This is a genomic window from Pseudomonas syringae group sp. J309-1, from assembly GCF_032582135.1.
GTDB lineage: Bacteria > Pseudomonadota > Gammaproteobacteria > Pseudomonadales > Pseudomonadaceae > Aquipseudomonas > Aquipseudomonas quasicaspiana.
In genome coordinates this window covers 1-20320 of sequence record NZ_JAWHNU010000070.1, presented here as the reverse complement: position 1 = coordinate 20320, position 20320 = coordinate 1, and the positions used below count along the sequence as shown (strand labels likewise).

The window sequence follows — 20320 nt, the reverse complement described above, 5'->3', positions numbered from 1 at the left end:
AGCAAGCTCGGCTCCCACAGGTCATTCATCGTCCAAAAGGTTCTTCATCTGCCCTCAGACAGCAAATCTCTCCTGCTGCGCAATACAGCCATGGACACGCCCACCAGCGCCGGCAGCTTTAAGCCCCCACTGATAAGCGTGGCCCAAAGGGTCAGACTTTAAACTGGTTGACCATCGTTTGTAGCTGAACGCCCAGACGGGCCAGTTCTACGCTGGACGAGGCGGTTTCCTCGCTGGCGGCGGCTGTCTGCTCTGAGATATCGCGCACATTGAGCACACTGCGATTGATCTCCTCGGTGACGGCGCTCTGCTGTTCCGCAGCGGCGGCGATCTGTTGATTCATGGACTCGATTTCAGAGACCGAGCGGCTAATACTGTTCAAGGATGTCCCGGCCTTGCGAGTCAGTTCAACAGAGCTGTCTGTCAGGCTGCGGCTGTTATCCAGAATCGCAGCAACCCGCTCGGTTCCTTTGTGCAGTCCGTGAATCAGATTTGCAATTTCCTCGGTGGAAGTCTGGGTGCGCTGAGCGAGACTTCTCACCTCATCTGCAACCACCGCAAATCCGCGACCTGCTTCGCCTGCCCGTGCTGCTTCAATGGCAGCATTGAGCGCCAGGAGGTTGGTTTGCTCCGCCACGGCTTTGATAACATCCAGCACGCCGCCGATCTTGTCGCTTTCGCGCTTGAGGTCATCCATGGCGGTTTTCGAATGCCCGACTTCAAGTGCCAGGCTTTCAATCTGGTTTACCGCCTGGGAAACAATGATGTCACCTTCGCGGGCCTCTCTTGAGGCATTGACTGCTGCGCCGGAAGCGAGCTCCGCATTGCGGGCAACTTCCTGGACTGTCGCGCCCATCTCATGCATCGCCGTCGCGACTTGATCCGTTTCGGATTTTTGGCTCTGGACACCGCTGCTCGTTTGCTCGGTCACGGCAGACAACTGCTCTGCAGCGCTTGCGATCTGCACGACACCGTCCTTGAGACCGCCGATCAAGCCCCTTAGCTTGACGGTCATTTTTTGCATGGTGTTTTCAAGTCGGCCCAGTTCGTCTCGGCGATCGGAAATCTGATCGTGAGTGAGATCGCCGTTGGCGACGCGTTCAGCGACAGCCAGGGTCTTCAACAGAGGAGTAACGATAAGGCGAGTAATAATCCAGGCTGCAAGGGCACTTACAATCAAAGCGATAACCAGACCAATGATGAGCAAGTCTCTAGATTGCGCAAGGTCCTGCAGGCGCAAGGTTGTCTGATTTTTTGTAAGCTCATCGGCCGCGGCGAACAGTATTTTGATGTCTTTGGAAATATTCGCCTGAGACTCGGTGATCTTTGCCTGAGCATCAGAAAACTGCTGCACGGTACTTTGATAAGCCTTCAGCGACGTGCCTATACTTTGAAGCGTCTCTGCCGGAAGCCCTGACCCTTTGAGGCTTTCGATGAAGCGTATGACTTCAGCTATGGATTCCTTGGCTTGCCGCTCAGCGTCTGTATTCAACGTATACGTGTAACCCCTGACATCAAAGCGCATGCGCTGAAACAAGGCACGGGCACGTGTCACGCTGTCACGCATGGCGGCATCGCCCGTTTCAGCGTTGGCGAAGACGTTCAAGCGTTCGAGGTTTTTTGCCGCATCTTCGGCATGGTTGCCAAATACTTCCCGTGTTGCCTCTCGTGCGTTTGTGGCCTTGACGACTGCATCGTATTGAACACGATAGTCTTTCAATCCATCACTGGCAGCGTTGAGGTGGGGGACGTTGAGGGCGGAGCTGAACATCGGACGGGCGTACTCGAGATGCCGGTCCAGATTATCCACGGCTTTTAACCAGCTGGCGGCTCGCTCGTTGTCAGGCGTGATGATGTAGGCAAGTCGCTCAATACGTATATCTCTGGTCAAGGAACCGAGCTTGCCGATGTCATCGATTCTCTGGCTTCGTTCGCCCATTTCCTTGATACCCGACCAGCCTGCCGCGGCGATGAGTACGGTGAGCAGCATGACCATGCCAAAGCCCAGTGCAAGCTTGGTATGAACGGCTATATTCGAAAGCCCGCGATGAATCATTTTCAGCATGAATAATGCTCCGAGTACTTTTAGAAATACGGTATGAGGCTGCTCCTTGCCAATAGTCCAGTTGGAGTTTTATCGGTGGCGGTTTGAGAAACTTTAATAAAAGATTGATAACTTTCAGATAATACTGATTACGGTTTTAGCGAGGAGCAAATACCGCTGAAACTGCAGTGAGTTCATTGGTTTTAAAAATATTTTTTGAGGGCGTAAGGTTCGGCCTTGGCGGCACTCAGCAAAAAAAGAAGTTGTACGATCACTGTTTGGGGCGGGGATTTCTATAAGCCACATAGAAATTATTCATGGCTTTAAATAAACCGAAGTATTAATTGGGAACTTGCAGGATACGCCCGTATCTCAGTACACATTTTTAATGTGTTTTAGTCGTAGTTATTAGATCTGTGAATACCCTGGAACGCTGCTAACAGGGCTCGGCCTCTGAGCGCCGATTTAAACACCTCTTGCAACGTTCAGGGCGTTTGACGTCGTCCAACGTTCCATTCAGGGGGCAGGCCAGACGCAGAACAATTCCTCACCTACCGATTCGCTTTCTCCCGCTCTGCAAACACCGCCTTGCCGACGCCTGTCAACGTCACGTCATTCTGTGGTGTGTGAATCCGTGCGCACAGCACATTGCGCAGGTGGCGCTGCAACGGGTTGCTGCGCGACAGGCCAGGGTTGCCCGCTGCTTCTATCGCCAGCTCCACGGCGCGAATAGCGTTGGTTGTCACCAGGTATTTGATCTGCGCAGCATGGGCTGGCGGGGTCAGCCCCGTGGCAGCCGATTGCAGCAGGCTGTGGTTGTTGAACAGCAATGTATCGATTTCACCGACTACTTCCTGAAAGCGCGGCAAGGTCGATAACGCGGCACCGAGGTTGGACGGTTTACGCTCTTCCAGCCACTGCACGAACCAGTTGCGCGCCGAGCGGGCGACGCCGTCGTAGACCGAGGACAGCAAGACCGACATCCACATGAAGCCTGCCGGGTCGAGCTCTGCCTGCGGTGCACTCCATGGGCTGACGCTGACGGCGTGTTCCAGTGGCACCAATACGTCTTCAAAGATCACTTCATGGCTGCACGTGGCACGCATGCCCAAGTGGTCCCAGTCTTCGACGATTCGAATGCCTGGCGTGTCCTTGTGTACCAGCCAGGCGCCCACCAAAGGATCGACATCGTCGCTGCGTGCCCAGACGTTGTACCAGGTCAGGCCATGGCTGCCGGTGGAGTAAATCTTGCTGCCGCTGATGCGCCAGCCCTCGGTGGTACGCCTCGCCGTAGTCGCAGGCAGACCTCCGCGAGCAGGGGTGCCAAGATCGGGTTCTACGCGCAGAGAGTTGATCAACGCGCCATCGCGCACCGCTTCTTTAGCCACTTGCAGACGCAGATGCTCCGGCCAGCTTTTGCTCTGCTGCAGGCGTGCATGCTGGATGTATTGCATGACCAGAATCAACGCCGTGGATGGCTCGCCCTGAGCGACAGCGCTGATGGCTTGCAGCGCTTGAGGCAAATCAGCACCGCCGCCGCCCAGCTCGGTGGGTACGGTCAGGGCGAGCAGGCCATGCTCATGGAGCAGGCGGAAGTTTTCATGGGGAAATTCGCCACTGTCGTCATAGCGTTCGGCGGTTGCGGCCAGGGCGGCGGTGATTGAGGCCAGCCGCGCGGTGAAAGCCTCGGCGGATTCGATGTCGCTGGCGGCAACGGGGCGAAGGGGAAATACGCTCATTAATGGGGTTCCTTTTACTTACAATCTTGAGTGTTGCGCAGAGTCTGTGGGAGCCGGGCTTGGTCTGGGCGGCATTCCGACGATAAGGGCGACTCGATCTAAAACCGTGGCGCACTTATCATCGGAATGCCACCCAGACCAAGCTCGGCTCCTATCAAAAAAAAAATAACTATCTGATTTGGAATGCTTTTTACTGTAGGAGTGAGCTTGCTCGCGATAGCTCCAGTACAGGCAATATATTCATCGACTGACAGGCCGAATCGCGAGCAAGCTCACTCCTACAGGGTCCGTGTTTGCTGCGCGACAGCGCGGTGTCAGGGATACCGGGACCACTCCCACAGAATCTCCACCAGCAAAATCATTAAGCCAACTCAGCCTCTTCCAGCTGCGCATAGCGGTTTTCCGGCACTTGCAGATTGAAGTTCTCACGCAAGGTCGAGCCGGTGTATTCACTGCGGAACAAGCCCCGTGCCTGCAAGACCGGAACCACCAGTTCCGCGAAGTACTGCAAGCCATCCGGCAGCAGCGAGTTGATGATGAAACCATCTGCCGCTTCGTGTTCGAACCAGGTCTGAATGGTGTCGGCAACCTGCTCGGGCGTGCCGACGAATTCGCGGCGTGGTCGGGAGAAGAACAGCGCCACTTCGCGCAGGGTCAGGCCTTCATCCTTCGCCAGTTGTTTGATCCGGTCCGAACCGCCTTTCTGGCTGTTGGAACCCAGGTCGCCCAACTCAGGGAATGGCGCGTCCAGCGGGTATTGGCTGAAGTCGTGATCATTGAACGGACGGCCCAGCGCGACGATGGCGTCTTCGATGCTCACCAGCTCCACGGCCTGCTGATAACGGCTTTCAACTTCTGCTTCATCGCGGCCGACGATAGGGCGGATGCCCGGCAAAATCGACAAGTCCAATGGGTTACGCCCAAAGCCCGACGCACGTTTTTTCAGGTCCCGGTAGTAAGCCTGTGCCTCTTCCAGCGACTCGGCATGGACGAAGATCGCATCTGAATATTCGGCTGCGAAGTTGCGTCCGTCCTCGGATGTTCCTGCCTGGAAAATCAGCGGATGGCCTTGTTTCGAGCGGGCGATATTCAGCGGGCCTTTGACCGAGAAAAACTCGCCTTTGTGGTTCAGGGCATGCAGTTTGCCGGGGGTGAAAAACTCACCGGTTTTTTTGTTACGGGCAAAGGCGTCGTCTTCCCAGGAATCCCACAAGCCTTTGACCACTGAGACGTGCTCCTTGGCAATGCGATAGCGCACGGGATGCGGCGGGTGTTCGCCCTTACTGAAGTTGTCGGCAGTACCGCTGAGCCATGACGTGACGACGTTCCAGCCAGCACGGCCACCGCTGATGTGATCCAGCGAAGAGATTTGCCGCGCCACCTGAAACGGTTCGGTGTAGCTCACGGTGACGGTAGCCACCAGACCGATATTTTCCGTGGTTGCGGCCAGCGCCGAGAGAATGGTCAGCGGCTCGAAGCGGTTGAGGTAATGCGGGCTGGATTTTTCATGGATGTGCAGGCTGTCAGCGATGAACACGAAATCAAATTTGGCCGCTTCTGCCAGTTTCGCCTGTTGCTTGTAGTAGCCGAAGTTAACGCTGGCATCTGCCAATGCGTTCGGGTGACGCCATTCGCCCCAGCCGTGACCGACACCGTGGACCATTGCGCCCAGCTTCAATTGACGTGGCTCTTTTTGACGAGGCTTACTCATGAGCGTGCTCCTGAATCTGAAAATAGGATTGCGTGAGAGTTAGTGAGCGGCTGTTTGCACAACTTGAGCACGCGAAGCGTTGAAGCTTTTGTCGAAGCCTTTTGAGACGTCGATCGATTTGGTCAGGATGCCTTCCTGTTGGTAAATATCAGCGGTGGCCTGCAAGCCCTTGATCACGTTGTCGTCGATCTCTACCCGGTTCATTTTGGTGGCGTTGGCAATTTCCAGATGAACCTCGATCGGCAGGCCGGTGATCGCAGCCTGGGCCTTGGCGTACTCGGCAGGGTGGGTGTTGCTCCACAGATAGGCGCGCTCGACCCGTGCCACGAAGTCATCGAGTTGCACGCGTTTTTCAGCGATGGCCTTGCTGGTCGCGGCCAGGTACAGGTGATTGCTCAACAGCTCGCTGCCACTGACCAGTACCCGGTCATGGCTCTGAGTGGTGGCGACCGTGGTGTACGGGTCCCAGGTGGCCCAGGCATCAGCACCACCGCTGGACAGCAGGATGCGCGACTCACCCGGCAGCAGGTTGATGAAGGTGACATCGCTGGTTTTCAGGCCCGCCTGACGCAAGGCCCTGATTGCCAAATAGTGGCCGATAGAGCCGCGACCGGTGACGATGCGCTTGCCCTTGAGGTCGGCAACGGTCTTGATCGGTGAGTCTTTGGGGACCAGCAGTGCGGTGGTGAAACGGCCTTCGGCGTGGGTAATACTGACGACTTTCAAAGGCGCGCCAGCACCCAGGGCAAATACGTAAGGTGCATCCCCCAGCGCTCCGACATCGACGGCACCGGCGTTCAACGCTTCACCCAGAGGCGCTGCGGAAGGGAATTCGGAAAATTTGATTTCGTAAGGAACGTTCTTCAGTTCGCCGGAGACTTGCAGCAGTGCCTTGATCGTGGATTTCTGATTGGCGACCAGCAGCGGTTCGAGATCGGCCGCTATGGCCTGCTGCCCAAGGGTTACGCTCAACAGAGCGCCCAGCAGCAGTTGCTTGAAATTAAAGGTGTTCAACAACATGGGTGTATCTCCAGGCTAATAGAGTGCTGGCAAGGACCTCCGCCTGGAGGGGTCGGTCCTGCTTACAGAGGCGTTAACATCTTCTAGATCACATGAAACCCGTGCGTACCGTCACGGGCGAGCTGGTCCACCAGACCGAACTCCCAGTCCAGATAGGCCTGCATGGCTTCGCGTGGTGCATCAGTGCCTTCATACGGGCGGCGATAGCGATCAATGCGCGGCGAGGCCAGTTGGCTCTCGCCGGTTTCCAGCGGCAGACCGGCCTTGATCCAGCTGGCGGTGCCGTCCTTGAGCAGGACCACCTGCTTGCCGGTCAGGGCTTCAACTTCTGTCACGGCAAGGCGCGCGAGTTTGCTGCTGCCGCATGTCAAAACGTAGCGCTCGGCTTTAGGGATTTTGTGCAGCGCATCTTGCAGTTGAGCGCGCAAGGTCCACCAGGCACCCGGAATATGCTGCTTGACGTAGTTGGCGCTGGCAGTGAAATCCAGCACTGCGACGTCCCCATGCTGCTGCCATTCGGCGAGGGTATGCGGGCTGATTTCTTCCACTTGTAGAGGCGCAGGAATCGGTGCGTTCCAGTCCCCTTGTTCGCTGAAGTCGCTGGCTTGCAGGTCGTCGACCACAAACACTTCCCAGCCCAGCTGGGCCAGCCAGGACGCCGACATGTTGGCGCGTACGCCGTCGTCGTCCACCAGCACCAGACGCGCTCCACGCACGCTGGCGTAGTGATCGGTTTCCTGAACCAGTTGGCCGCCCGGGGTTGAGCGCGCGTGGGGTAAATGGCCTTTGGCAAATTCTTCCGGCGTGCGCACATCCAGCAAGTAAGTGGTGCGCGATGGGTCTGCTTGCCAATTGCTCAGCTCGGCGCGGCTTGCACGGCGCACGCCAGCCTTGTCGGCCACGCGGCGGGCGTCGGCACCGGCCACTTCACGGGTGTCGTCGCTCACGGCGGCAAAGCGACGAGCCTGGCCATGATCGAGTGTCTGACCCGCCAGCAGCCAGCCAATGGTGCCGTTACGCAGAGCGCTCACCTGATTGGGAATACCGGCGTTGACCAGCGATTGGGTGCCGATAATGCTACGGGTACGGCCCGCGCAATTGACGATGATGCGGGTGTTTGGGTCCGGCGCCAGTTCGCGAGCTCGCAGCACCAGTTCAGCTCCGGGCACACTGATCCCGCTGGGGATGCTCATGGTCTGGTATTCGTCGTAGCGACGTGCGTCGAGCACCACCACGTCAGCTTTGGATTCCAGTAATTGCAGCACTTCTTCAGCCGCCAGTGAAGGCGTATGGCGATGATGTTCAACCAGTTCGCCGAAGGCTTTGCTGGGCACATTGACGTCGATGAACAGCTCGCCGCCTTCCTCACGCCAGCCTTCCAGGCCGCCTTCAAGCAGTTTTACATTGCTGTAACCCAATGCCTGTAAACGCTCAACGGCGCGCTGAGCCAGACCTTCGCCGTTGTCGTAGACCGTCACGGCGGTGTCGAGGCGCGGGATGCGCGACAACACTTCCAGCTCAAGTTTTGACAGCGGGATATTGGCCGCAAACAAAGGGTGCGCTTCGGCGAAGGGTGCTTCCTCGCGAACGTCGACCAGGGCGAGTTCTTCATGAGCCAGCAGCGCCTGGCGGATATCGGCGAAGGAGCGAGTGTTCAACTGAGTCATTGTGCGTGGCTCTCTTTGGCAGGGCTCTCTTTGGACAGATCCCAGATGTTGGGCAGAAAGGCGTTGGAATAGCCGGAGATAAACAGTTTTTCGGTGCCGTCGGGCTGATACACCGCACGCCGCACTGCGCCGATGTTGGCGCCATAAACGTGGATGCTGATCGAGACCTGATCGCTGAAGGCATTGCTGACCTGATGCACGTCATTGCTGCGAGGCGACAGGGCTTCCACATGACCGGGTTCGAGGCGAATCGCCTGGCCTTCTTTTTCCAGTCGACCATCCGGGCTGCGGGCAAAGCCCTGGGAGTATTCAGCGCCACGTAACATGCCGATCAAGCCCCACACGCGGTGGTCGTGAATCGGTGTGCTTTGGCCGGGGCCCCAGACGAAACTGACAATCGAAAAGCGCTGCCGTGAGTCGGCGTGCAGAAGGAACTGTTGATAACGCTCGGGGCTGGGAATGGCGTACTCGTCCGGCAGCCAGTCGTCGTAGCTGACCAGTTGGCCCAGCAGCTTGCCGCCACGATGCAGCAGATCACCCTCGCGAGGATTGCTGTCGATCAGCTCGGCCAGTGCGCCAATGAATTCTCTTAGCCGTTCGGGATGTCGTGTGTGCGTCATGTCTATACCAGCGCCAGGTTAATGCGTGGCTTAATATAAACATAATGGATTAGCCTAATATGCGATTATTTTATGATTAGGTTATAACCAAAGGTGCTGAGAAAGTTATTCCGTGAGCAGTGTCTATCTTGAGCTATTTGTCGAACGCCAAATCGCAATCGCGGGCAAGCGCGCTCCTACCCACCGTAATATCTAAGCGCGCTGGCCCGCGATGGCGTCGGTATGGCCAATGCAAAAATCTGCTGCAGCTATCCAAAAAACGCAAATCCCACTATGATTTTCGCCTATCTCTCATCTGTCTCTTTATGTGCGGTCCGAATGAAAATTGATGATATCGATGCCTTTGTGGCGGTGATTCGTTGCCAGTCGATCAGCCATGCGGCGCAGTCCCTGGACCTGACCCAACCGGCGATTACTCGGCGGGTGCAGAATTTCGAGCAGGCGTTGGGCGTCGAGTTGTTCGACCGCAACACCAAACCGCTTAAGCCGACGCAGATGGGTAATCAGGTGTATCAGCGTTGTCTGTCGATCCTCCGTGAGATGGATGCCTTGCGTGAGCTGGTTGCCAGCGATACACCGCCGAGCGGTCTGCTGCGTCTGGGGGTGCCGCAAACTATTGGTGACGTGGTGCTGCTGGATGCCCTCAAGCAACTGCGCGGTGAGTACCCGGATTTGCGTGCGCAGGTGTCCACCGGCTGGGGCAGTAACCTGGTCAGCAAAATCGAGAACGGCGAACTGGATGCTGCCGCGGCGTTGTTCCCGGCAGGCAAGATTTTCCCGGAAAACATCATTGGCGAGTCCATCGGCAAGATGGAACTGGTAGTGGTCTGCGCACGTTCTGCGTTGCCCAAAGGCTCGGTAAAACTGGCCGACTGTTATCAGCAGGGATGGGTGCTAAACCCTGATGGCTGTGGTTTCCGCGCCGGTTTGCAGCGTACCTTGTCGGATCAGGGACTGAGCTTGAAGGTCAACCTGGAAACTTTCGGCACTGAACTGCAGTTGGGCCTCGTAGCCGACGGCATGGGTTTGGGGCTGGTGCCACGCCCCTTGCTTGAACGCAGCATTCATCGAGAGCAACTGGCGGTGTTGCCAGTCAAGGACTTCAAGCCTGTTATGGACCTGTGGCTGATCTACCCGCGCTTCCTGGGCAACCTGCAAGGGCCGGTCAGTTCGTTTGGAGATCTGGTGGCGCGCTCGCTGAAGCAGGTTAAAAACGCCGCTTGATTTCACATAAACGCCCCTGGGTAGCAGGGGCGTTGTCCAGAAAATGCAATCCTATAAGTTTGAATTCATATTTTGTAGGAGCTGCCGAAGGCTGCGAAGCATTTACTCTGACACACCGCCATCGCAGCCTTCGGCAGCTCAGGTATCTTGAGCGCGACAGCGCTCTGCTCAACAGCTGGCCGCCTCTCGTCAGGGTCTCACTCAGCAGGTTATGTCCAGCTTTGCTTTTAGCGAGTGAACGCTCGCCAAAAAAAATCTGCTTAATCGTGGAACCGTTTTTCAGGCACTGACCACTCAGCATTCAGATCACCACGGGATCGGACTGATGGCGGATGACAGATTTCCCATTGCGCATGCTGTGCACAAGAACTCGCGCGCCCGCCATGGCGGTGTCTCCAGGCGTCGTCCCCGGGGAAACCGTTTGATGCGTTCATTCTGCATGGGCGGGGCGTTGATGCTTGCTGGATTATGCGAGACGGTCCAAGGGGCTTTTTTCAGCGGGCATGACCTGCAGGTATCGCTGCGCGAAATTCGCAAGGGGCAGCCGTTGAACCTGGCTCAGATGCAGGCATTGGGTTATGTCCAGGGTGTCTACGATGCCAATGCAGGCTTGTTGTTTTGCAGTCGGGAGGATGTCGATGCGGGGCAGGTGGTCAACGCTGTTAATGCCTACCTGTTCAACCATCCGGAATTGTTGAAACAGCCGGCCAGTGTAGGGCTCACTGCAGCGATGATTTCTCAATGGCCCTGTAGGCACAGGGGATAAAAGTGTTCAAATACTCTTATTCACTGGCAGTGATACGATTTTATACCGTGATGTTAAAAGTCCTCGGATGGTGGCCATGTAAAAGCATATAAGTCATCACTGTGTGACGGTCTGATTGTGCTTGGAAAGTTGCGGAAGATAAGTTATAGATAATAGCCATTCATAAAACTGTCACCTGCGACAGTTACGCTCGCCTGCCGTGTCGTAAAGAGCCCTGTCTGAGGTCGCATTTGGCGATGCAGAAGGCTCTAAAGCAATGCTTTCAGAGAAAAATCGATATTAAATGCGCACTATATCGCGCACTGTTGAAATATAACTTTTATCTGAACTTCTGTTGTCTGTTTTTGTCTACGTTACGCAAGCTTTTTCAAACGACCTGTCCCCTCCAAATTCTCTTGCGGCTTTATGTTGAGAGTAGAAGTGTCCTTTGAAAATGGTACCACTTGAGTGATGCGACCTGCGTAGTTTGCCATTGCAAACTGCCTGTCAGGGGGTCGCGATACTGGATGTAAGTGCGAAGAGGGTACTCCAACATGGATAGACGCGAGTTTGAATCAGACCTGAAGGAAATTGCCTATTTCGGCGATTTCGTTGACTTGCAGTACCTGGCCACCAACATGGCCCCCCTGAATATTGATGTGCTGCTGGTTGGCGAAACAGGCACCGGCAAGGACACCCTGGCAAGGCAGATTTATCGTTTATCGCGAAGACGTGGTGCGTTCGTTGCGATGAACTGCGCGGCCATCCCGGAGAGCCTGGCCGAGAGCGAATTGTTTGGTGTGGTCAGCGGTGCTTACACCGGTGCGAGTAAATCGCGCAGTGGTTATGTCGAGGCTGCGCAGGGCGGTACGCTGTATCTGGATGAGATTGACAGCATGTCACTGTCGTTACAGGCCAAGCTGCTGCGTGTGCTGGAAACCCGTGGAGTTGAACGCTTGGGATCAACCGAGTTCATCCCGGTGGACATGTGCGTCATCACCTCTTCGCAACGCCCCCTTGAAGAGTTGGTTGAAGAGGGCACCTTCCGTCGCGATCTGTACTTTCGTCTCAGCGTGGTCAGCATCAAGATGCCGCCGCTGCGTGAACGTCGCGAGCAAATTATCCCGTTGTTCAATCGCTTCCTGGCCAAGCAGGCATCGCTGGTCGGTCGACCGGCCCCGGTAATGACTCCCGCGATGACTCAACAACTGCTTGCACACACCTGGCCGGGCAATATTCGTGAACTCAAGTCCAGCGCAAAGCGCTCCGTACTGGGCTTCTCGCCGTTGGCTGAGCCTTGCTCGCCAGAGCCATTGCAGCTCAAGGCGCAGTTACGGGTCATTGAACGTATCCTCATTGATGAAGCCATGAAGCGCCATCAGCAAAGCGTAGAAGCGGCCAGCTTCGAACTGGGTATTCCGAGCCGCACGTTGTATCACCGCATCAAAAGCCTTTCAGTCTGACACCACGCTCTTTCCGGCTTACTTCCAATCCTGCCCTTACGTCTTCCCGGTTTTCTGACTGGCGCCAGGCAGCGGGTTTCCATGTCCCGCGCACCGTCCCGCGTTTCTCCCGCAGCCATCAGGACGCACAGTCCCCGGATTAAACGTGGAACTGCTTTCAACCTCATGCCCACTCATTGAACAGGACCGGCGCTTGAACCCTGCCGGGCCTGAGTTCCTACATCAATCATTCCGCTGAGGTGCAAGATTATGGAAAGCTTTTTCAACAGCATGAACAACATGGGCAACAGCTTTAGCAGCAACTTCAAAGCCGCTACTGCCGGCACCGACGGTGGCTACGAAAGCAACTCGGCAGAAAACGCCGGGCGCATGACTGATGCCACCGGGGCTGCGGACTCCAAAGTCACCAACGCGGGCATCAAGAAAATCGAGACCGACGCCAAGAACACTGTCGAGGCGATGAGCCAGGACAGCGACCTCAAGCACCTCAGTAACGTCGCTTCAACCGCCAAGGGGATCAATTACTGATCATTCTGGCGGTGGCTGTGTCCCCTCAGTGGAGGTGCGACATGGCCCCGCCCGCACTCTGGATGTCTGATTACAAAGAGGACGTATAGGCATGACCATTTCGATAAATCTTGAGAACAGTCGCCCGACCAGTTTCAGTAATGAGCAGCAGACGCGTAATTCCCCCAATGCAGCAGGCGGTGGCCAACGCCCGCAGAGCACGGACGCTGCCCTTGACACGCTGGTCAAGTCGATGACCGATGGCAAAGGGCAGGTCAACAGCGAAAACCCACTGGTAAAACTGCTTACCCAACTGATGGAGAAGCTGGGATCGCAAAGCCAGGCTGCTGGCGGTCAGGGCTCCAGCGGTATGTCTGATCAAAAACCTGCTGCCGGTTCCGTGAAGGACATGAGTCCTGACGATCTTCTGAAACTGCTGAGCCAGTTGTTGGGCGGGAGCACCGGCAGTGCAGGCGGTGCAGGCAGTGCCGGTGCTGGCAACGGTTTTGGTGGCGGCAACGGTGGTGTGGGCGGCGGCGGTGCAGCTGGCGGTGGCGGCGATGCGCTTTCATCACTGCTCGGTGGACTGGCAGAGCAGAAGCTCGGCAGCGTGTTGGAGCCTGCGACGGATGGCTCAGGTGGCGCAACGTTCAAAAGCGAAGACAAAGCCCTGCTGCAAGATGTCGCTAACTTCATGGACCAGCATCCGGAGAAATTCGGATCGCCGGACAACGCTGACGGCAAGACCAAGTCATGGTCGGACGAACTCAACGAAACTGACAGCAGTGGCAAGGCGGACACTTTCCTTGACGGCGCTGAAGCATCCAAGTTTCAGGATGCTCTCGCCATGCTTGGCCAGGCTGCTGGCAGCGGCACAGCACCGGCTTCAGGCATGCTGGCCAATAGCGGAATCCCCCTTTCTCCGGATCAAGGCAGCGGCAGTGGTAGCGGTGGTGGAGGATTCGGTGGCGGTGCCGTGGGCGGTAGCGGCGGTTTCGGCGGCGGCAACGGGACGGTGACCATGGGCCTCGATGATCTGCTCAAGCTGTTGCAGGGGCAGGGTCAGGACGGCAACACCACTCAGGGTTCTGGTCCAAAGGCTCAGGATCAAGCGCTGCAGCAGGATGCCCAGAATACAGCCGGTTCGATCATGAACAAGCTGTTCAGCTGAAAACCGTGAAGGAGGTCGATATGACGATTGGGAAACTTGAAAACAGCTCGGCCTCCGCCACGGCGCTCAAGCCGGAAGTGGAGCTGGATAACCCTACGCAAGGCGATGCTGACTGGTTCAGGGCTGCCATGCAAAGGCCAGAGCCGACTCAGGGTGCGGGGGCTTTTTCGGAGCAGGTGATGGACCCGCTGACGCGCAAGGCTCTGTCTCTGGAGGATATGTCCAGGGACGCTGGCAAGGCGCTGCGCGAGGCGTCGCTGCATTCGGACCCCAAGAAGTTCATGGAAGCGACCCGGGCGCTGAGCGATTACTCTCTGCAAACGTCGTTGTCGGTGAAAATGATCAGCAAGGGTTCGCAAGCCTTGGACAAACTCACCAACATGCAGTGATGGGTGGGCTGATGAGGCATTTTCTGCAATACCTGAGCCTGATCGGGCTGGCGCTGATGCTGGGGGCTTGCGGTGATCAGATCGAACTGCACGGCAAGCTTTCCGAAAACGATGCCAATGATGTGATCGCCGAGCTGTCGAGCAAGAACATCGATGCCAGCAAACGCAGTAACAAAGAAGGGGTCAGCGTTCTGCTGTCCGCCTCGGACATCAATCGAGCGGTGCGCGTGCTGGAGGCGGCGGGCCTGCCACGGCGCACGCGCACTAATCTGGGAGAAATCTTCAAGAAGGAAGGGGTGATCTCCACGCCTCTTGAAGAGCGCGCGCGTTATATCTATGCATTGTCACAAGAGCTGGAGTCGACGCTGTCGCAGATTGATGGCGTCATTGTCGCTCGCGTACACGTGGTGCTGCCAGAGCGGGTAGCGCCCGGTGAACCGGTACAGCCAGCCTCGGCAGCCGTGTTCATCAAACATGCTGCGAGCCTTGATCCGGATACCGTGTTGCCGCGAATCCGGCGGATGGTTGCCAGCAGTATTCCCGGCATGGCAGCGGCGGTGGATAACACCGAGAAACTGTCGGTGGTCTTCGTCAACGCACGTGCCTATCAGGAGGAGCAGGTTCTGGTTCATTACGGACCGTTCATGGTGCCAGAGCAGGAAGTCGACGCTCTCAAAGGCATGATGCTGGGTGGCGCGTTGGGGATTTTCTTTTTATTCGCGGGTTTGATTCTGTGGCTACGCCCGGCGTTACGCCAAAAATTGCTTGAGCTGGTGGGCATGCGTTCGGCACCCAGGGCGCCAGGTACCGCTGTTGGCCGGTTTGACGAGCGCGGGGCATGAGTCCGGCACTGGGGCAGCAGTGGCTGCAATGGTGGGCTCGGCCCTGGCAATGGGCTGACGCCAGTTGGTCTGAAGTGATCAGCGAACGACATTTGAGCGATGCCCAGTTTGCCTGGCTATCAGCGGTGCATCCTGATCGTCTGGGCGCTGCGTTCGGTGTTCAGGCCAGCAGCCCGTCGCGACCGGACCCGATAATCGTCAGCTTGCTCGAAGCCGGCGAACATCGGGAGTCATTGCTCGCGGTTGTCGAGCATCTGTGCACCGCGCGGGCAACGCGACAACTGCCGGATGAAAATCTGCGGCCCTGGTGTCGCAGCGTGGCCAAGGCGTTACGGCCGGGCAGTTGGTTGCCTGACGAGCCTGTCGACCCTTTGCAACTGCTGGCTCAATGGCGCGGCGAAGCGCAATGGCAGCGGCTAAGGCTGCTTTGGCCGCGGGCTGTCGCAACCACCATAACCGCATCACCCTGCGCCGAGCCCAAGCGTCTGGATATGCTCTGGCGCGCCGCGTTGCAACGTGTCCTGGAGGAACCTGATGTTCATTCGTCGCACGCTCAGTTTTGATGCTCCGCAGCCTGGCGTTGCCGAGCCATTGCTGCGCCGCGAATATTTCAGCGATGTGGTGCTCGCCAGTGAGCACCTTGCGCGCGCCCATGTGCAGGCCGAGTCGTTGCTCGCTGATGCAAGGGCTCAGGGTGAGCAACTGCTGGCCGATGCTCAAGCGCAGTTCTGGGATCGCGCCAATGCCATGCTGGAGGGTTGGGAGGCCGAACGGCAGGCCCAGCGTGAGGCCTTGGTCGAGCAGGCCCGGAGCCTGTTAAGCGAGACGCTGGCCAGTCTGCTGGGCACGCTGTCCGATGAAGAACGCGCATTGGCACTGGTGCGCCAGATTGCCCAGAGCCAGACCCGTCCGGTGCGCGCCACATTGCGTTGCTCGGTTGACCTTCATGAATCGGTCGACGCTTGGTTGCAACAACAACCGCACACGCACTGGCAGCTCGAACGCGACACCGGCCTCGCTCCCGGTACGCTCTGGCTGAGCACTGAAAGCGGGGATTTCAGCCTCGACTGGGAACGGCTGCGTGAGCGCATTCTTGACCTGGCGTGATCATTCTCATCAGTGACGGAACCGTTCTGTCCGGCGTGACCACTCATCGATAGTCATCCCATTTCGAGAGAGCACGCCATGTCAACCAATGCCCTGGAAAGACGACTGGACAACAACTACGACCGAGCCAGCCGCAACTACGAATACGCGAGCGAAGCTGCCGCCGACGATCCTAGTGTCGAGAACATGCAGGCCATTTTCGAGGAAACCATGAACACCACTTCGGCCAACTTCGCGCTGACTCAAGCCTTGAGCGCGAAGCACGGCATGACCAAGTCGGTGCTCGATGGCTTCCAGTGAGTTGTACACCCAGCTAGAAGCCTGCCGCCGCGAGGCTGGCGGGCTTTTCGAATGCTGGGTGGACGGCGCCAGCATCCAGGTGCAAAACCGCGAAGGCGGCTTCTTCTGTCGTGTCGCACTGCCTGGGCGCATGGGCACACACAATGATCAGCTCGCCCCCCTGTTGCGCCTGGTCGAAGCCAGCCTGATGGGAGAAGACCCGATTGCCCTGGCTTATGACCGTCATAAGCAACGTGCCTGCCTGGTACGTTGGTTGCCCCCCGATGTCGACACTGCGGCGCTGGTCGCCACCGTTGAAAACCTGGCTAACCAGCAAGCCGCCTGGGCGCTGGTACTCGCCGAACAGGCCCCGCGCAAAACGGCAGGCCGACCCGCCATGCCCGCGTCGCTGGGTCTGGGACTTCTGCACAGAGGATTGATGAATGGGTAAAACTGCCTGGACCTGCCTGCCGTTGATGGCCGCGATGCTCTGGGCCACGCCCACGTTTGCCGTCGTACCGGAACAATGGCGCGACACCCCGTATGCCTATGACGCCAAGAATGCGCCGTTGACGCAGGTCCTCAAGGACTTCGCCGAGAGTTTCGGCGTCAGTCTGGAGATGGAAGACATCAGCGGCACCGTCAACGGGCGGATGCGCAGCGAAAGCCCGGAGGCGTTTCTTGACCGCCTCGCGCTGGAGCATCAATTTCAGTGGTTCGTTTATAACAACAGCTTGTACATCAGTCCGCTTGATCAACAGCAATCCAAGCGTATCGAGGTGGATGAAAAGTCAGTCGATGACCTCAGTCAGGCGTTGACCGACGTCGGCTTGCTCGATCCGCGCTTCGGCTGGGGCGCTTTGCCCGAGCAGGGCGTGGTGCTGGTGCGCGGTCCGCGTCGTTACGTCGAATTGATCGAAGACTTCAGCAAAAAGCAGCAAAGCCGCGATGAAAAGCAGGAAGTCATCTATTTGCCGCTGCGCTACGCGAACGCTGCCGACCGACCGATCAAGTACCGCGGCGAAAGCCTGAAAGTCGATGGCGTTGCCACGCTGCTGCGAAACCTGCTGGAACGTCGCTCCTCAATGGGCGGCGGGCTGACCTCTGATGCCCTGCGCACCGGCACGTTGCCCTTGGCAGGCATGGGTGGCATGAGCACGGGTTTCGGCGCCGATGCGAGTAATTTTCCGCAGCTGTTCGACGACTCAGTTGCCAGCAATTTCAGCGGCAAGAATTATGTGGCACCTACCGAGGGCGAGCGGCGCTCCTCGCGCTCACGCAATCACATCAGGGTCGAGGCGGACGTGCGCAACAACGCCGTGCTGATCTACGACGATCCCGAGCGGCGTTCGATCTACAAGGATCTGGTGGAGGAGCTGGACAAGCCTCGTAACGTGATCGAGATCGACGCCATCATTGTCGACGTTGACCGCAACTCGATGGATGAGTTGTCCAGCAACTGGGGGTTGAGCGCCGGTAACTTCAGCGGCGGCGCGAGCATTGCCGAGAACGGCCGCAGCTCGACAATGTATGTTCAGGATCGGGACAAATTTTTCCTGGGCCTGCGCGCACTGGAAGGCAAAGGCTCGGCGACGATCATTGGCAATCCTTCGGTGCTGACCCTGGAAAACCAGCCTGCGGTCATCGACTTCAGCCAGACCGAAATTCTTGAAGCTATCGGTGAGCGGGTCGCAAACTTCCAGCCGCTGACAGCGGGCACCAGCCTGCAGGTTATTCCGCGTTCTATCACGGCTTCCGGTGCCAAGGATCAGATGATTCAGATGGTCGTCGATATCGAGGACGGGCAGATCCAGGAATCCAATATCCGAGCCGAGCAGCCTTCGGTGCGCCGTGGCAACGTCAGCACCCAGGCGGTCATTGCCGAGAAGGCCTCGCTGGTGGTGGGCGGTTTTCATGTCTATGAAAACAACGAGCGTCGCAAGAAAGTGCCTTATCTGAGCGCGATCCCGATCATTGGCAAGTTGCTGTTCACGGCCAGCGAGCGCAGTGAGTCCAACCGCGAACGCTTGTTCATCCTGACGCCGCGCCTGATTGGTGACCAGGTGAACCCGATGCGCTACTTCGACTACGCCAACCCCAACCATGTGCAGGATCGTCTGGACAAGATCAAAAAGCGCCGCGAAGGCACCGAGCGACCGAACCGCACAGTGGTCACCAAGGCCTTGAGCGCGATGATTCAGGGGACTTTGCCTGCGGGCTTTACCGCCGCTGCCATACCGCTGCGTCCCGAGACGTTGTGCGACGGCAATCCTGACCTGCAACTCGATCCACGCCGTGCGCAATGGTATGCCGGTGATGCAGGGTTTGGCGTCGCTGTCGCGCTGGTGCGCAACACGTCCGATACGCCACAACGCGTTGATGAGGCCAGCTGTGGAGGTCGTTATGCGGTCGGCGTTAGCGTCTGGCCGAGTGCCTGGGTGCCGCCGGGTGGAGAGGCCGAGGTGTTCATTGCTTTGCGTCCACCCAAAGTCAACAGCGGCGCGCCGCAACGTCGTTCATTGCTCACTACTGTGGAGGTCAGCCAGCCATGAAAGCTGTCTTGCTCGCTTTGACCGTGATGTTGTTGGCCGGTTGCTCTTCCTTTGGCCACCGCGGGTGCGCCAAAGAGGCGTGTGACCGGCCTGTTTCCAACGACCGTGAGGTCGTTATCTGGTGGCCATCGGATATGCGCGACGGCCTCGGCCTGGGGGATGAGCAGGCCGAATTCACTCGAGTGCCCTTGGAGGATTAACCCTATGCCCGCTCGTAATACTGACAAGGCGCAATTTTACGCCGAGGTGGTGGCAGGACGCCCTGCTATCTGGGAAATAGCTGCTGGCGTAGCCTTTTGCACACGTCGCGAATGCCTGGACTGGGGCCTGGCCCTGCAGGTTGACTGGCACAGTCTTGGACCTTCGCAGTTAGGTGATGCGCTGGAGCGTCGTTTCGATGACCCGGAGCGTTACAACGATTACTTTCTGTTCCTGGATTCTCGCCGCGATTTCGTGGTCTGGCATTGTTTGCCTGGCGAACTGGACAGTGCCGCGCTGGATGAAATCAGCGCTCATCAGTTGCAGCTCATGGGGCTTGAGCACTTGGGCGAAGGTCTGGCGCGTCATTGACACGCGCCATGTTCGGCAAAGCAGATTTTCATTGATAGGGAGCAGAACCATGACCACACCTCATGCCGACCGTTTGCTGGCGGCGCTGGCCGCTCAGGCTGGCAGTGAACTGGTATTCAAGGATGGCCTCTGTGCGCTGGCTGACGAGCAGGGTCAGGAACTGGCTAATATTGAAGTTCCGGCACCGGGTGATGTTGCGTTCGTCCATGCCCGGATTGATCTTGATCAGACGCAGCGTGGCATCCACGAACGCTTGCTGCAGCTCAATTTCAAGCCTGATCAGTTGGGCGGTTGCTGGTTGGCTCTGGATGCGCAGAACACGGTTCGTCTATGTGCTCAGCAGGATCTCAGTGTGCTCAATGAGTTGAGCTTCAGTCAGTGGATCATGGGGTTCGCTGATCGGTTGGCTACTTTGCGTCGTGTGTTGGTGCGGTAACGTGGCTTCATTCCTTCCATAGGTATGTACATATCTTTTCCATGTCGGGATTTTTGTGTACATATCCGTTGTTGGGGTAAGGGCTGGTATTGGTTGCGCTTTTACAGCGCCTCACTTTTGATGGAGCGCAAAAGTAAGCAAAACGCTCTTGCCCCATCACTTGGCACCTCGCTGGTGCTCGGTGTACCCGCCCGCAGATCCTGAACCGTGGGCCGCCGCAACGGGCCATCCATG

At 57.5% G+C, this 20320-nt stretch carries 21 protein-coding genes and 1 pseudogene; 15 read left to right on the top strand and 7 right to left on the bottom strand.

The annotated features are described in order from the left end of the window. Positions 1-151: 151 nt before the first annotated feature. The 7 genes and pseudogenes from RX972_RS29675 to RX972_RS25865 all read right to left on the bottom strand — a co-directional run bounded on the left by RX972_RS29675 (position 152) and on the right by RX972_RS25865 (position 8801). Positions 152-865, bottom strand: a complete 714-nt coding sequence (locus RX972_RS29675) for a methyl-accepting chemotaxis protein (protein WP_373562187.1) — start codon at positions 863-865, stop codon at positions 152-154. 144 nt (positions 866-1009) lie between these two features. Continuing rightward, positions 1010-1990, bottom strand: a pseudogene (locus RX972_RS29670) (methyl-accepting chemotaxis protein); the annotation flags it as partial. Positions 1991-2595: 605 nt separating this feature from the next. After that, on the bottom strand, positions 2596-3783 hold the full coding sequence (locus RX972_RS25885) for an acyl-CoA dehydrogenase family protein (protein WP_316879715.1): 1188 nt from the start codon (positions 3781-3783) through the stop codon (positions 2596-2598). A 361-nt stretch (positions 3784-4144) separates the two neighbouring features. Then, on the bottom strand, positions 4145-5494 hold the full coding sequence (locus tag RX972_RS25880) for an LLM class flavin-dependent oxidoreductase (RefSeq protein WP_316879713.1): 1350 nt from the start codon (positions 5492-5494) through the stop codon (positions 4145-4147). Between the two features lie 39 nt (positions 5495-5533). After that, positions 5534-6514, bottom strand: a complete 981-nt coding sequence (locus RX972_RS25875; protein WP_255881991.1) for an ABC transporter substrate-binding protein — start codon at positions 6512-6514, stop codon at positions 5534-5536. A gap of 83 nt (positions 6515-6597) precedes the next feature. Beyond that, a complete protein-coding gene (locus tag RX972_RS25870) occupies positions 6598-8181 on the bottom strand; it encodes a rhodanese homology domain-containing protein (RefSeq protein WP_316879710.1) in 1584 nt (527 codons plus the stop codon). Continuing rightward, a complete protein-coding gene (locus RX972_RS25865) occupies positions 8178-8801 on the bottom strand; it encodes a cysteine dioxygenase (RefSeq protein ID WP_027902340.1) in 624 nt (207 codons plus the stop codon). Before RX972_RS25865 ends, RX972_RS25870 begins: the two co-directional genes overlap by 4 nt. Positions 8802-9119: 318 nt before the next feature. Here RX972_RS25865 and RX972_RS25860 point away from each other — a divergent pair, with 318 nt between their 5' ends. From RX972_RS25860 to RX972_RS25790, 15 genes are all read left to right on the top strand, one after another. Further along, complete coding sequence (locus RX972_RS25860; protein ID WP_027902341.1) at positions 9120-10025, top strand: LysR family transcriptional regulator; 906 nt, start codon at positions 9120-9122, stop codon at positions 10023-10025. A 325-nt stretch (positions 10026-10350) separates the two neighbouring features. Then, positions 10351-10791 (top strand): Rap1a/Tai family immunity protein, encoded by a 441-nt coding sequence (locus tag RX972_RS25855; RefSeq protein WP_316879707.1) that lies wholly within the window; start codon positions 10351-10353, stop codon positions 10789-10791. Between the two features lie 533 nt (positions 10792-11324). Beyond that, complete coding sequence (locus RX972_RS25850) at positions 11325-12233, top strand: sigma 54-interacting transcriptional regulator (protein ID WP_099267426.1); 909 nt, start codon at positions 11325-11327, stop codon at positions 12231-12233. A 249-nt stretch (positions 12234-12482) separates the two neighbouring features. Next, complete coding sequence (locus RX972_RS25845) at positions 12483-12761, top strand: hypothetical protein (protein WP_027902343.1); 279 nt, start codon at positions 12483-12485, stop codon at positions 12759-12761. A gap of 91 nt (positions 12762-12852) precedes the next feature. Beyond that, on the top strand, positions 12853-13911 hold the full coding sequence (locus RX972_RS25840; protein WP_316879703.1) for a hypothetical protein: 1059 nt from the start codon (positions 12853-12855) through the stop codon (positions 13909-13911). A 20-nt stretch (positions 13912-13931) separates the two neighbouring features. Then, positions 13932-14300 (top strand): type III secretion system inner rod subunit SctI, encoded by a 369-nt coding sequence (gene sctI / locus RX972_RS25835; RefSeq protein ID WP_049827154.1) that lies wholly within the window; start codon positions 13932-13934, stop codon positions 14298-14300. Positions 14301-14311: 11 nt separating this feature from the next. After that, positions 14312-15142 (top strand): type III secretion system inner membrane ring lipoprotein SctJ, encoded by an 831-nt coding sequence (gene sctJ / locus RX972_RS25830; RefSeq protein WP_122704556.1) that lies wholly within the window; start codon positions 14312-14314, stop codon positions 15140-15142. After that, positions 15139-15705, top strand: a complete 567-nt coding sequence (locus RX972_RS25825; protein WP_263267955.1) for a hypothetical protein — start codon at positions 15139-15141, stop codon at positions 15703-15705. Before sctJ ends, RX972_RS25825 begins: the two co-directional genes overlap by 4 nt. Next, complete coding sequence (gene sctL / locus RX972_RS25820) at positions 15677-16249, top strand: type III secretion system stator protein SctL (protein WP_263267953.1); 573 nt, start codon at positions 15677-15679, stop codon at positions 16247-16249. Before RX972_RS25825 ends, sctL begins: the two co-directional genes overlap by 29 nt. Before the next feature lie 78 nt (positions 16250-16327). Next, positions 16328-16549 carry a hypothetical protein gene (locus RX972_RS25815; RefSeq protein ID WP_049827156.1) on the top strand — a complete coding sequence of 74 codons (222 nt, stop codon included), beginning with the start codon at positions 16328-16330 and terminating at the stop codon, positions 16547-16549. Next, on the top strand, positions 16536-16979 hold the full coding sequence (locus RX972_RS25810) for a hypothetical protein (protein WP_049827157.1): 444 nt from the start codon (positions 16536-16538) through the stop codon (positions 16977-16979). Before RX972_RS25815 ends, RX972_RS25810 begins: the two co-directional genes overlap by 14 nt. A gap of 22 nt (positions 16980-17001) precedes the next feature. Next, the gene (gene sctC / locus RX972_RS25805; RefSeq protein ID WP_410478265.1) at positions 17002-19080 is read left to right on the top strand and encodes a type III secretion system outer membrane ring subunit SctC; all 2079 of its coding nucleotides are present in this window, start codon (positions 17002-17004) and stop codon (positions 19078-19080) included. After that, a complete protein-coding gene (gene hrpT, locus RX972_RS25800; RefSeq protein ID WP_027902348.1) occupies positions 19077-19280 on the top strand; it encodes an HrpT family type III secretion system protein in 204 nt (67 codons plus the stop codon). Before sctC ends, hrpT begins: the two co-directional genes overlap by 4 nt. A gap of 4 nt (positions 19281-19284) precedes the next feature. Further along, positions 19285-19650 carry a type III secretion protein HrpV gene (locus RX972_RS25795; protein WP_099267422.1) on the top strand — a complete coding sequence of 122 codons (366 nt, stop codon included), beginning with the start codon at positions 19285-19287 and terminating at the stop codon, positions 19648-19650. Positions 19651-19699: 49 nt separating this feature from the next. Continuing rightward, positions 19700-20086 (top strand): CesT family type III secretion system chaperone, encoded by a 387-nt coding sequence (locus RX972_RS25790; protein ID WP_027902350.1) that lies wholly within the window; start codon positions 19700-19702, stop codon positions 20084-20086. Positions 20087-20320 lie beyond the last annotated feature (234 nt).

Bases quoted from the DNA above. Each gene is read 5' to 3' on its own strand.
- RX972_RS29675 (WP_373562187.1), bottom strand. From the start codon at position 865: ATGCATGAGATGGGCGCGACAGTCCAGGAAGTTGCCCGCAATGCGGAG.
- hrpT (WP_027902348.1), top strand. From the start codon at position 19,077: ATGAAAGCTGTCTTGCTCGCTTTGACCGTGATGTTGTTGGCCGGTTGC.
- RX972_RS25880 (WP_316879713.1), bottom strand. From the start codon at position 5,494: ATGAGTAAGCCTCGTCAAAAAGAGCCACGTCAATTGAAGCTGGGCGCA.
- RX972_RS25815 (WP_049827156.1), top strand. From the start codon at position 16,328: ATGTCAACCAATGCCCTGGAAAGACGACTGGACAACAACTACGACCGA.
- RX972_RS25865 (WP_027902340.1), bottom strand. From the start codon at position 8,801: ATGACGCACACACGACATCCCGAACGGCTAAGAGAATTCATTGGCGCA.
- RX972_RS25840 (WP_316879703.1), top strand. From the start codon at position 12,853: ATGACCATTTCGATAAATCTTGAGAACAGTCGCCCGACCAGTTTCAGT.
- sctL (WP_263267953.1), top strand. From the start codon at position 15,677: ATGTTCATTCGTCGCACGCTCAGTTTTGATGCTCCGCAGCCTGGCGTT.
- RX972_RS25860 (WP_027902341.1), top strand. From the start codon at position 9,120: ATGAAAATTGATGATATCGATGCCTTTGTGGCGGTGATTCGTTGCCAG.
- RX972_RS25850 (WP_099267426.1), top strand. From the start codon at position 11,325: ATGGATAGACGCGAGTTTGAATCAGACCTGAAGGAAATTGCCTATTTC.
- RX972_RS25875 (WP_255881991.1), bottom strand. From the start codon at position 6,514: ATGTTGTTGAACACCTTTAATTTCAAGCAACTGCTGCTGGGCGCTCTG.
- RX972_RS25825 (WP_263267955.1), top strand. From the start codon at position 15,139: ATGAGTCCGGCACTGGGGCAGCAGTGGCTGCAATGGTGGGCTCGGCCC.
- sctJ (WP_122704556.1), top strand. From the start codon at position 14,312: ATGAGGCATTTTCTGCAATACCTGAGCCTGATCGGGCTGGCGCTGATG.
- RX972_RS25790 (WP_027902350.1), top strand. From the start codon at position 19,700: ATGACCACACCTCATGCCGACCGTTTGCTGGCGGCGCTGGCCGCTCAG.
- RX972_RS25845 (WP_027902343.1), top strand. From the start codon at position 12,483: ATGGAAAGCTTTTTCAACAGCATGAACAACATGGGCAACAGCTTTAGC.
- RX972_RS25885 (WP_316879715.1), bottom strand. From the start codon at position 3,783: ATGAGCGTATTTCCCCTTCGCCCCGTTGCCGCCAGCGACATCGAATCC.
- RX972_RS25810 (WP_049827157.1), top strand. From the start codon at position 16,536: ATGGCTTCCAGTGAGTTGTACACCCAGCTAGAAGCCTGCCGCCGCGAG.
- sctI (WP_049827154.1), top strand. From the start codon at position 13,932: ATGACGATTGGGAAACTTGAAAACAGCTCGGCCTCCGCCACGGCGCTC.
- RX972_RS25870 (WP_316879710.1), bottom strand. From the start codon at position 8,181: ATGACTCAGTTGAACACTCGCTCCTTCGCCGATATCCGCCAGGCGCTG.
- RX972_RS25855 (WP_316879707.1), top strand. From the start codon at position 10,351: ATGGCGGATGACAGATTTCCCATTGCGCATGCTGTGCACAAGAACTCG.
- RX972_RS25795 (WP_099267422.1), top strand. From the start codon at position 19,285: ATGCCCGCTCGTAATACTGACAAGGCGCAATTTTACGCCGAGGTGGTG.